11 protein-coding genes are annotated in these 12173 nt (G+C 43.2%); 7 read left to right on the forward strand and 4 right to left on the reverse strand.

Annotated elements, in window-relative coordinates; translation table 11 throughout:
• Nucleotides 1–55: 55 nt before the first annotated feature.
• Both NO991_RS16655 and NO991_RS16660 read right to left on the reverse strand, forming a co-directional pair.
• Nucleotides 56–3169: an efflux RND transporter permease subunit gene (locus tag NO991_RS16655; RefSeq protein WP_300542715.1), complete on the reverse strand. Its 3114-nt coding sequence runs from the start codon at nt 3167–3169 to the stop codon at nt 56–58.
• A gap of 9 nt (nt 3170–3178) precedes the next feature.
• Nucleotides 3179–4381, reverse strand: a complete 1203-nt coding sequence (locus NO991_RS16660; RefSeq protein WP_228482648.1) for an efflux RND transporter periplasmic adaptor subunit — start codon at nt 4379–4381, stop codon at nt 3179–3181.
• Nucleotides 4382–4639: 258 nt separating this feature from the next.
• Here NO991_RS16660 and NO991_RS16665 point away from each other — a divergent pair, with 258 nt between their 5' ends.
• The 7 genes from NO991_RS16665 to NO991_RS16695 all read left to right on the forward strand — a co-directional run bounded on the left by NO991_RS16665 (nt 4640) and on the right by NO991_RS16695 (nt 10811).
• Complete coding sequence (locus NO991_RS16665) at nt 4640–5431, forward strand: crotonase/enoyl-CoA hydratase family protein (RefSeq protein ID WP_138600264.1); 792 nt, start codon at nt 4640–4642, stop codon at nt 5429–5431.
• Between the two features lie 69 nt (nt 5432–5500).
• A complete protein-coding gene (locus NO991_RS16670) occupies nt 5501–5854 on the forward strand; it encodes a CidA/LrgA family protein (RefSeq protein WP_138600262.1) in 354 nt (117 codons plus the stop codon).
• Nucleotides 5844–6554, forward strand: a complete 711-nt coding sequence (locus tag NO991_RS16675) for an LrgB family protein (RefSeq protein ID WP_054554321.1) — start codon at nt 5844–5846, stop codon at nt 6552–6554. The genes NO991_RS16670 and NO991_RS16675 overlap by 11 nt, the downstream gene beginning before the upstream one ends.
• A gap of 33 nt (nt 6555–6587) precedes the next feature.
• Nucleotides 6588–7427, forward strand: coding sequence for a mechanosensitive ion channel family protein (locus NO991_RS16680; RefSeq protein ID WP_054554320.1), 840 nt, complete (start codon nt 6588–6590; stop codon nt 7425–7427).
• Nucleotides 7428–7527: 100 nt separating this feature from the next.
• On the forward strand, nt 7528–8679 hold the full coding sequence (locus tag NO991_RS16685) for a PepSY domain-containing protein (protein ID WP_138600260.1): 1152 nt from the start codon (nt 7528–7530) through the stop codon (nt 8677–8679).
• Entirely contained in the window at nt 8679–9149 is a 471-nt protein-coding gene (locus NO991_RS16690) for a hypothetical protein (RefSeq protein ID WP_300360261.1), read from the forward strand. Before NO991_RS16685 ends, NO991_RS16690 begins: the two co-directional genes overlap by 1 nt.
• Before the next feature lie 249 nt (nt 9150–9398).
• Nucleotides 9399–10811, forward strand: a complete 1413-nt coding sequence (locus NO991_RS16695; RefSeq protein WP_300360259.1) for a family 43 glycosylhydrolase — start codon at nt 9399–9401, stop codon at nt 10809–10811.
• 32 nt (nt 10812–10843) lie between these two features.
• Here NO991_RS16695 and NO991_RS16700 read toward each other — a convergent pair whose 3' ends face one another.
• Nucleotides 10844–11593 (reverse strand): RIO1 family regulatory kinase/ATPase, encoded by a 750-nt coding sequence (locus tag NO991_RS16700; protein WP_054554316.1) that lies wholly within the window; start codon nt 11591–11593, stop codon nt 10844–10846.
• An 86-nt stretch (nt 11594–11679) separates the two neighbouring features.
• Complete coding sequence (locus NO991_RS16705) at nt 11680–12144, reverse strand: MarR family winged helix-turn-helix transcriptional regulator (RefSeq protein WP_054554315.1); 465 nt, start codon at nt 12142–12144, stop codon at nt 11680–11682.
• Nucleotides 12145–12173: the final 29 nt, after the last annotated feature.

A 12173-nucleotide genomic window follows, 5' to 3' on the forward strand; every position in this document is an offset into this window, starting at 1 on the left:
TTTTACCAAAAAAAAAGCCAGGTTGCCCTGACTTTTTTGTAATTAATAACAGATTTTATTCCGCACTTGCTGTGCCTTTTATCTTTTCGCGCATTGATTGCACGAGCGTATAAAATAGCGGAACAAGTAAGGTGCCAAAAATGGTTGCAGCTAACATCCCGAATAACACGGTAATACCGAGCGATATTCGACTGCCAGCCCCTGCGCCACTTGCAAACACCAGCGGTAATACGCCAAGTACAAACGACAATGCCGTCATCAATACAGCCCTAAAGCGTAATCTTGCCGCATTAAGAGCCGCTTCAAAAATACCTTTACCTGCCGCACGCTCTTCCATAGCAAATTCAACAATCAAAATAGCTGTTTTGGTGGATAGGCCAATCAGTAGCACTAAACCAACCTGCGCATAGATGTTGTTTTCCATACCAATCACATACAGCGCAAGCATGGCACCAAATAACGCCAACGGTACCGCTGCAATGACCGAAAACGGAATTGTCCAGCTTTCGTATTGCGCAACCAAGAATAGATACACAAATACCACCGCTAAGCCAAATAAGATTGGCGCCATATTACCCGCTTCAATCTCTTGTTTAGACTGCCCAGCCCACTCATACACATAGCCTGTAGGTAATTGCTCAGCTAGCTCTTGCATTGCTTTAATGGCATCACCACTGGCATAACCCGCTGCAGGTTGTCCGCTAATGCTTGCACTGCGATATAAGTTAAAGTGCGTTAAGCTTGTAGGGCCTAAAATTGGCTCGAGCTTAGCCAATGTAGTGAGCGGCACCATTGCTCCCTCATCATTACGTACATAGTAGTACTGTAAGTCTGCTGGGTTTTGACGAAAACGGCTTTCCGCCTGCATGATAACGCGGTAAGTACGGCTAAATTGGTTAAAGTCATTTATGTATAACGAGCCAAGTTGCGCCTGCAAGGTTAAGAAAATATCGCTAAGCGCCACCCCTTGAGCTTTTGCCTTATTACGGTCAATTTCAAGGAAATACTGTGGCACATTTGCTCTAAATGTACTGTAAACATTTGACAGCTCTGGACGCTGGTTCGCTTCATAAATTAAGCCATTTAACACTTGTGCAAGTTCAGCAGGCTCGCGTCCTTCACTGTCTTGTAACCTAAACTCAAAGCCTGCGCTTGTGCCAAGTCCAGGTATTGAAGGCGGATTAAAGGCCATGATTTGCGCATCTGGCATCGCCCAGAACTGCCCCATCAGGCGCGTTAGTACTGCACGTAAGCCAAGCTCTGGGCTGGTACGCTCTTCCCAATCCTTGAGTACCACAATACCAAGCGCATTATTAGAACCCGCACCACCGAGTAATGAAAAGCCAGAAACCGCAATAAAGTCAGTTGCCGCTGGTTCATTTTTTACAATCTCGCCCAGCTTATGCATTACATCTTGGGTACGACCGCTAGCTGCCGCATCTGGTAATTGCACATCAACAAAAAGAAAGCCTTGATCTTCTGCTGGTACAAAGCCTGTAGGCACTGTTTTTACTAGCCAACCTGCAGCTGCAAAAATAACCACCGCAAACAATGCCATTCTCGCGGTACGTTTGAGGATAAAGTTAATAACTTTACTGTAGCCATTGGTCGAACGAGTAATGATATTTTCGAATGGGGCTAACCATTTAATCGGCTTCATGGCTTTTTCATTTAACAATAAAGCACACAATGCAGGGCTTAATGTCAGTGCGTTTAAAGAAGAAATGAGTACCGCAAATGAAATCGTCACCGAGAATTGTTTATAAAGCTCCCCGGTTATTCCCGGCATAAAGCCTACTGGCACAAACACCGCAAGCAATACTAAGGTCGTTGCCACGATTGGCCCCGATACCTGCTCCATCGCTTTGGTAACCGCTTCTTTAATTGGTAGCTTTTCTTCTTTAAGTATTCGTTCAACGTTTTCAATAACGATAATGGCATCATCGACCACGATACCTATTGCAAGCACTAAACCGAATAAAGTGATTAAGTTGATGGAGTAATCCATCATCATCATAAACGCGAAAGTCCCCACCAAGGATACCGGAATAGCCACCGTTGGAATGAGCGTAGCGCGCCAATTTTGTAAGAATAAAAATACCACTAAAATAACCAAGCCAACCGCTTGGACAAGGGTGACGACCACTTCATCAATCGAGCGATTGATGAACTCTGTGGTGTCATAAGGAATTGAGTACTCAACACCATCAGGTAGCTGTTTAGCCAGCTCAGCCATACGGGCTTTTACATCAGCAGCTACTTGCGTCGCATTCGCTTCTGTTAGCTGATAAATAACGATGAATGCAGTGTCTTGCTGGTTTAATTTTGCTGTTGTGCTGTAGCTTGCTGCACCTAATTCAATACGGGCAATATCATTTAAGCGCACAAAGTTACCATCTTTGCTCGAGCGGATAATGGTTTGGCCAAACTCTTCAGGGGTTTTTAAACGCCCTTTTGCCTGAATCGAATATTCAAATTGCTGGCTCGGTGCAGAGGGTGCAGCACCGAGTTTACCTGCTGCTACGATGGTATTTTGCTCTTGCAGCGCTGCTTGAACTTCTGACACAGTTAAACCCAGTGAAGCCATTCGATCTGGGCGTAACCATAAACGCATTGAATAGGTTTGTTCCCCCATTACTTCAGCAGAGGCAACCCCATTAATACGGCCAAGTGGCTCGGTTAAGTAGTTGGTTGCATAGTTGCTTAAGAAAATAGCGTCGATATTTTCTTGATTCGAGTACAAGTTGATACCGAGAAGCATCGAACTCGACTTTTTCTTAACCGACACGCCTTGGCGTTTAACCTCTTCAGGTAACCCAGCTTCTGCAAGTGCCACACGGTTTTGTACGTTAACTTGGGCTATATCTGTGTCTGTGCCGACTTTAAAATACACAGTGATACTTGCCGTGCCATTGTTAGACGATGTTGATTCGATATACATCATATCTTCAACACCATTAACCTGCTCTTCTATGGGCCGGATCACCGACTCTTCGACAATTTGCGCACTTGCACCTGGGTAACTAGCACTAATTTGTACTTGCGGAGGGGTTATTTGCGGGTACATATTCACTGGCAGCAAAGCCATTGAAATTAAACCCGCAATGGTAATAACAATCGAAATTACCAAGGCAAATTTTGGGCGAGATATAAAGGTTTTACTGATCATATCTCACTCCTAAGAGTTAGCTTTGCTAGAAATAGTGCCGGTTGTTTCATCGACATTTTTTTCAACAGCTTTCACTTCAGCGCCTTGGCGTACCTTTTGTAAACCTTCAATAATGACTTTTTCACCCGCCTCTAAACCAGACTCAACCACCCACATTGCATTAATACGACGACCCAGCTTAACAATCCGCATAGCCACTTTATTTTCGTCATCAACAACGAGTACAAACTTTCCTTGCTGGTTTTCTTGCACTGCAACTTGAGGAATGAGTGCCAAGTCTTGTTTATTCGTACTTTCAACGATTAAAGTGACGAATAGACCCGGCATAACGATGCCATCAGGGTTATCAAAAGCGGCTCTTAGCTCAACCGTGCCTGTATTGCGGTTAATTTTGGTATCTGCAAAATCAAGTTCGCCTTTATCAGCAAAAGTTGAGTTGTTTGGTAAACGCAAAGTTAAGTCGATAGGCACATCACGAGGGTCTTTATCTGAAGGTGCTTGATTATTTTGGCGATAAGAGATGTAGTCAGCTTCTTCAACCTGAAAACTTACATAAATTGGGTCAACATCGGTCAGCTCTGCAAGCTCATTGGATGATGGCCCAACAATATTACCCACATCATAGTTCACTTTACCGATGCGCCCTGCAAACGGTGCGCGTATCTCAGTATAGCTTAAATTAAGTTTTGCTTTTTCAAGCTCAGCTTCCGCGGCTTTTACAGCTGCTGTAGCCTGTTCAAAATTTGTGGTGAGTTTATCGAGGTCTGATTGTGAAATAAAACCTTGCGCAGCCACATCTTTACCACGTTTTAAATCTCTTTCAGCGGCGCCCGCTGCGGCAATTTTACTTTTTAAATCAGCTTCAACTTCTGCAACAGTTGAGCGATACTCAGATGGGTCAATACGTAATAAAAGCTGATCTTTCTCAACCGATGAGCCTTCATTAAAGTGGCGTTCAATGAGTTCCCCCTCAACTCGGGCTCTAATCGCAACCTCTTGGAATGCTTCAGTACGCGCGACAAACTCTCGGTAATTACCAACTTCCTGTGTGACGACATTAAATACTGATACGGCCGGTGGCGGCGTAGTTTGTTGTTGTGCTTTATCATCTGAACAGCCAACTAATGTAGTTGTTAATGCGACAGAAATTGCAGCAAAAGCCAAGGAACGAGATGATTGTTTAGTTATGCGAGCTGTTTTGCCCATCAGCATATATTTACTCCTAGTAGCGCGACTTAAAACTAAGTCTAGTCGTGTCATGAGATTTTGCGAAAGTATCTAACTAATCACAAAACAAAGCTAGCTGCGAACTAGCACCTTTGTTTTAAAAATATACACCAATTTGTAACTAAATATATGACAAGGTTACCCATTTTTGGAAAATTTAATGATTCCTTGCGACACATCAGCAATTCTTTACTTAGTTGTAATTAACTCGTAAGCTCTAGCAAACAGGTCAGAGGAGTTACCATGATAAAACTAGAAATAAAACAACAAGTCGCATGGGTTAGCCTTGCTCGTCCAGAGAAACAAAATGCGCTGAGTTTTGCCATGTTTGTCGAGCTTTCAAACGTAATCAAAAAAATTAAACGTGATCGCAGCTTACGTGCGGTGGTTATCTCTGGCGAAGGCGAACACTTTTGCTCTGGACTGGATGTTGCTGCGGTGATGAAAAAGCCGAGTAATATCATTAAACTTTTATTCAAATGGTTACCAGGAAACCAAAATCTAGCGCAAAAAGTGGTGCTAGGTTGGCAAGACTTAAGTATTCCGGTGATTGCAAAAGTAACCGGACACTGCTTTGGTGGCGGTATGCAAATCGCACTCGGCGCTGATTATCGCATCGTCGATAAAAACGCTAAATTAGCGATCATGGAAGCCCGGTGGGGCTTGTGCCCTGATATGGGGGCTAACGTGGTGCTTGCTGGTTTAATGAAGCGTGACCAAGCACTTTGGTTGGCAAGTCATGCAGGGCCTGTCTCGGCTGAAGACGCTAAAGAATATGGCTTAGTTACACAACTTACTGATGACGTTGATAAACAAACCAATGCCGTACTAGAAACCCTCATGGCGCGCTCGCCGGATACCCTTGCTGCAATTAAACGAATCACACAGCAAAGCTTTCGCTCACAGCAGCGCAAGATTCTCGCTAAAGAAACCTGGAGTCAAATTCGCTTACTGATGAATCCAAATACTAAAAAAGCGATAGCAAAAGCGAAAGGCGCAGAGGATATCAAGTTTAATAATGCCAAATCATGGTAAGCTAAAGTCGCATAGTACAACTGACAAGGGTATGATGTAATTGTACTTTATTCGCAATTATCCTGACTTATGAAATACCTTATCAGTAGCGTTATTATTCTTACCTGCTTAGCCGTTGCCAAGTTTTTAACGACTTTGCTTGAAAGCTCATTCCCTGCTCCATTACTCGGTATGGTGTTACTGCTCGTGCTACTGTTAACAGGCCTCGTTAAAGAACAGCATTTAAAACCAACAGCCAGCCCTTTACTTAATTACATGCCGTTGTTTTTCATCCCTGCAGGGGTTGGTATTATTGAACATCTGGGTTTAATTTCACAGAACTGGCCTTTATTACTGACTATTTTTATAGTCGTGCCACTGAGTAGTGTTTTAATCATAGGCGCTGTTATCGCCTATTTTAAGGGCCGTGAAAATGACAGTTAGTTTATGGTGGCTCAGCGTCCCGCTTATTATTGTACTTTTCTTAGTACTGCGATTTTTAAACACGAAAACCCAGCACGCCACTGTTAAAGCGCTTAGTAACCCTGTGTGCTGGGCAATTGTGTTAATTGCAGCGTTGTTAGTGGCACTGAAGCTCCCCTATGAGCCTTTTGCCGAGCACAGTAAAGTTCTAAGCTGGTTGCTTGAGCCTGCCATTGTGGCATTGGCTTTACCGCTTTATCAGCAATTTATCCATGTCAAAAAGAACCTGCTGCTAATTCTCATAAGTTGTAGTTTAGGGGTGATCAATGCCACCTTTGTCGCGTCGCTTATTTGTTATTTTTTTGCAGCCCCAGCACAGTTAAGCGCATCTTTAGCAAGTTTATCTGTAACAACCCCCATCACCTTGTTAGTAACAGAGTCGCTAGGCGGCATACCTTCTTTAGCGGCAGCCATGGTGATTTTTATTGGCGTACTTGGGGCAATATTTGGTAATTTGATTTTCTCGCTGATAAATATTCGCAATGCCCAAGCAAAAGGTGTTGCTATTGGTACTGCTTGCCATGCCATTGGCACAGCATCACTGATTAGTGATCAGCCAAAAGCCGGTGCCTTTGCCTCTGTGGCGATGGCATTAAGTGCGCTTCTCAGCGCGATAATAGTGCCGATACTCTATCCTGTTATTCAGCATGTTCTGGTATAGTCAGAATTCGCAGTAACCTTGTTAGGAAAACACATGATTGACTCAGAAATTCAGCAAGTCGAAAAATACTACAATCTGATTATGGAATATTTGGTCACCTACAGTATGCAAATTTTAGGTGCTATCTTAATTCTATTTATTGGCCTATGGATTGCGCAAAAAGTATCGAACATGGTTGCTGGCCTCATGCAGCGTCACAATATCGATATTACCCTCACCAACTTTGTCAGCAATGTCATCAAAGTATTGCTGATCATTATGTTCTTAGTTATTGCCCTTGGCAAAATTGGCATTAGCGTGACCCCATTTGTCGCTGCCATTGGTGCCGCATCTTTAGGTGCTGGTTTAGCAATGCAAGGCATGCTTTCAAACTACGGTGCGGGCCTTGCTATCATTGCAACAAGGCCATTTGTTGTTGGCGATACCATCGAAGTAAAAGGCGTCAGTGGGCAAGTTAAAACCATTGAACTTGGTCACACTATTCTGATTAACGAAGAAAAAGTCGAAATCACCATTCCTAACAAACATATTGTTGGCGAAATTATACATAACTCGTTTAGCTATTCGTTAGTTAAAGGTGAAATAGACATCGCTTATGATGCCAATGCAGACCTTGCAATTGAGCTTATCGAAAAGGTGCTAAACGATCATGAGCTAGTTAGTGATTCTCCTCATGCACAAGTCGGTATCGAGCGCTTTGCTGAGAGCGGTGTTACCTTGAGCTATCGCTTTTGGGTGCCAACCACCAAAATTATTGAGACTAAATTAGCGGTGAACCGCAATGTATTTAAAGTAATTCAAGAGGCGGATATCGAAATACCTTTCCCACAACGAATTGTTACCCTCAACCAAACTAATGATAAAGGCGCTTAAAGCGCCTTTTTTGCAGCTCGTCGACAGAGATTGTGTTTACTCAAAAGATTGTAGTACAATTTAAATGATAACAATTACTATCATCAATTAACGTCGGGCTATTTTTACCATGAGTAAACGTCTTTGGTTCCAACTACATGGTTGGTTTTCGCTCCCAGTATGGGTGCTATTTTGCTTTATTTGCGTCACAGGCACTGTATCTGTGATAAGCCATGAGCTTACTTGGCTGACCAACAGTGAAGCACGTGCAAACAACCCAAATGATTTACCAGCACTTGGTGTTGATCAAGTTATTAATAGCGTTGAAAAAGCCTACCCGACTGCCGATGTAATGAGTGTACTCAATTATGAGCCTTACTTGGTAAATGCGGTTATTTTCACTGATACCGACAAACCTTACGCTGTGGCTTACGTCAATCAATACACTGGCGAAGTACAAGCGGTTAATGAAACGATCTCATTCATTGAATTTATGCGTACCCTGCACGGCTGGCTATTCTTCCCTTGGCAAGAGGGTTACAGCGTAGGTTACTATCTTGTCAGCGCCATGGCTTTTGTTATTTTAGGTGCACTAGTAACAGGCTTAGTGATTTATAAAAACTTTTGGCGAGCATTTAGTCAGCCAAAACTACGTTTTAACCAAGGCAAAAAAACCTTCCTAAAAGATTTACATACCCTAAGTGGCGTTTGGTCAATTTGGTTTATGGCAGTAATGGCACTCACAGGCCTGTGGTATTTAGTGCAAGCCATCATGTGGCATAACGAAATAGACATAGAAGAGCATGCACCGCTCGTGGCGGTTTCAACTTTGCCTGCGAATAAACAAACACCGCCAACCGATTTAAAAGCGGCACTGACTATTACCAAAGAGAAATTCCCAGATTTCAAACCTAGTTATGTGATGCTGCCAGAGCATAACCGCGGCATGTTTAATATCATGGGCAGTGGCGATACTATTTTCTACGATAACTACGCTTACTCAACTTCAATCAATCCTTGGACGGGTGAAATTGCAGCAAGTAAAAGCCCAGAAACCATGTCGGGATTACTCACCCTTTCGCATATCGCCGATCCGCTGCATTACGGTAATATTGGCGGTCTGTGGACAAAGGTTATTTGGTTTATCTTTGGTTTGATTTTAAGTGGTATGTCGATCACTGGTTTTATGATGTACGCCGCAAAATTAGTAAATAACAAACCTGTAAAAGCGCGCCAATCAGCGCCAGTGAATAACGTTCAGGAGGCAAACTAATGGCTCGTTTACAAGCAACTTGGTGGCAACGTAAAAAGTATGTTTTACATGCTGTGGTACTGGCTTTACCTGTATGGTTTATTTATCAGTCATTAAACCCTCAGTTTCCTGCACTTTGGCAAGAGCAACAAGCGGGCGAATTTAAAATCGCCCCGATGCCGCTAAATGAAGATGCCCCGTACTCACACCACAATGAGTATGTGAAGGATTTCTTTATCGCCTTTAATCAAGGTGACATAAGCAATGTTCGACAGGCGTATTTAAATATTGGCCAAGCGCCTTTAGCACTAACGGAGTTTGCTAAAGATGAAGAAGGCATAATGCATGGCACCAATCATGGTCAGCACGCCCACGCAATAGCTCCTAAAACCATATCAGCAGATGATAAACTGTGGATCACCATCCAAACTTGGCAAGGCCAACTGCATACCCTCAAATGGGATATTCCCAGCCAGTTTATTACTCTATAACATTCGAAAGCCACTCACTGAGTGGCTTTTTTGTATCTCAGCTAAACACTAAAGTCCCTTCCAAAACAGTTAAAGGTAAAAATTTTGTTAATTATTTTTACCGTTCATCTTTACAAAGGTAATAATATAATAAAGTATTATAAATAGTTTTCATTTGCACCATTACTCTTAATTAATTGGTGTTGATCAAAACTCATCCAAGGAGCAGAACACACAAGGAAAGCTCAATAACAATGATTTGGAGACACAATGATACTTTCAAAAAAAGCCCTAGCTGCACTCAGCTTGGCAACAACACTCATACTGCCCAATGCTTATGCGATTGATAATGGCGTATACACCATTAAATCAAAGTACAGTGCTAAATTTCTTGAAGTAGCCAGCGCGCAAACCAACGATGGTGCGAATGTTAGTCAGTGGGCTGACACTAATCACGACACCCAGCGCTGGTTAATCACCAACATAGGTGGCAGCAACTATTCGGTTATTAACTTAAATAGTGGTAAAGCCCTAGAGGTGTTTGACTTCTCGACCGCCGATGGCGGAAATGTGGTGCAATATGAGTACGCTAATCTTGCCAGCCAACACTGGCAAATTAATGATGAAGGTAGCGGCTATTACAGCTTCATTAACGATCACAGTGGCAAGGCACTCGACCTTTATGCTTTTAATGGCAACGATGGCGCGAATATTAGCCAGTGGAGCTACAACGGCAGCGATGCACAGCAGTGGCAGCTAACCAAGCTTGCTAATGTTGAATCAACCCCTTGGGATCCATCCACAACCAATGGCGCAGCAGATCACTGGCCACTTACAGGTAATTTAGTCACCCACGATCCAACCCTTGGCTATGAAAATGGCACTTGGTGGGTTTTTCAAACAGGCCCTGGTATCTACGGTAAATATTCAAGTAACGGTGTAGATTGGAATGATGCGCAACCGATTTTCTCAAATGGTTTAAGCTGGTGGAGCAACTATGTGCCAGATCATGATGGAATTGATGTCTGGGCGCCTGAATTAAAAAGCTACAATGGTCGTAGCTGGCTTTATTATTCGATTTCGACCTTTGGTTCACGTGTTAGCGCTATTGGCCTTACCTCAGCAAGTAGTGTGGCAGCCGGTGATTGGCGTGATGATGGTTTAGTCATTAACACGACCAATAGCAATAATTATAACGCCATTGACCCTGATCTTGTGGTGGCAAAAGATGGTGCACCTTGGCTTGCCTTTGGTTCATGGAATTCGGGTATTAAACTAACACGTATTAACCCAATGACCATGAAACCATTTGGTCAAATCTACTCTTTAGCAAGTCGCTCTGGTGGCATCGAAGCGCCTACCATAGTGTATCGCCAAGGCTATTACTATTTGTTTGTTTCAGTTGGCAAATGCTGTGATGGTACGAATAGCACATACCGCATTGCGTATGGTCGCTCTAGTGACATTCGCGGTCCATACCTAGATAAAAATGGCACCGACATGCTAGCTAGCGGCGGTAGCATTCTAGATGCGGGTAACAGCCAATGGGTAGGTCCAGGGGGACAAGACATTTTAAATACCGATGTGATTGTTCGTCATGCCTATGATGCAGGTGACAATGGCACCCCTAAATTGCTCATCAGCACCCTGAATTGGGATGCAAACGGTTGGCCTAAATACTAGTTCTCCCCACTAAGCGCGTGCAAGCGCGCTTTTTACAATCTATCTAATATACTGCGAACAAATTCAGAATTAAGAATCTGAGTAACTGCTCCGCTACACCACAAATAGGCACGTTGAATCGGATAACCTTTAAAAATCCAACGCTTACGCACATGATTAAAGTCATGCAAATAATCCGCCTTTGCTTGCGGTAACGAGTCTTTGGCTAACTTCTGCCACGCCTTATAAACCCCACTCATATCGGCACCACGCATAAAACGCTGTAACCAGCGCGGAAAGCGTGCAAAGCGAATCGCTGACTGAAAATCAATAATATAAGGCTTGCCATCTTTTGAACAAATCACATTTCCCAAATTACGTAAATCCAGATGCACCACCCCGCGGCGATGCATTTTTGCTACCAAACGCTCAAACTCTTTAAAGAAATCACCCGGTAAATGCTGCTGTTGCAAGGCAAGCTGGCGAAGTGGCGTGCCTTCAATAAAATCATAAGCGATGGCAATTGATGACAAACGACAAAAGTTATCGACCACTCCGTCTACGTCTTGCAGGCGTGCCAGCCCCTTGTACTCTTGATTGATAAATAGCGGCGCGATGGTTTTTCTCACCCACCACGGGCTGTGCTGAAAGTCTTTAATAATTAGATCAAATTGCGCGTCTTTATAACGATAAACAATGGCATTGGCAAAGCGGCCTGTGTGAACAACCGACAAACCTTCTGGGCTAAATTGATGAGCTGGAAATTGAGCGTGAAGCTGCGCAAGCAAAGATGATTCAAACATAACAACCCGGACTTGTTAAAATTAAATGCCTAGGCAACTATATTATCAAAATGCATCTACAGCGACAATGTACCACTTAGAGAAATTTATGCTTTTAAATTATGAATTGCTCTAAACAGTAAGCTTGCGAGTTGCTTTTGCTCATCATCAGAGAAGCCTGTGAGTGCTTTGCGATAGATATCATTTACAGTGGGTAAAATTTCCGGGTAGAGCTGTTGGCCTTTTTCTGTGAGGCATAAAAGAGTTGAACGGCGATCTTCAACTGACTGCTTCTTAGCAACTAAGCCCTTGTCTTCTAAACGAGAAAGTAATCGACTCATGGCACCACGGTCATACACCATGTGCTCACAAAGCTCAGCCAAGGTATTTACTTTACCGCGTGCAAGTAGCACAACCACGATGTACTGAGCCGAGGTTAGCTCTTTATCCTCTAACGCATTATCAAGATGAGTCACCAGATTTGAACGTAAATAAGAGACTAAGCGACCTAAGTCTTGCACGGGATCTAAATCTTCAATACAGCACTGGCCAATTGATGCAGGTTCTTTCATATTTCCTCTAAAGCGATGAATAGCAATTC

Source organism: Pseudoalteromonas sp. DY56-GL22, from assembly GCF_041414715.1.
GTDB lineage: Bacteria > Pseudomonadota > Gammaproteobacteria > Enterobacterales > Alteromonadaceae > Pseudoalteromonas > Pseudoalteromonas simplex.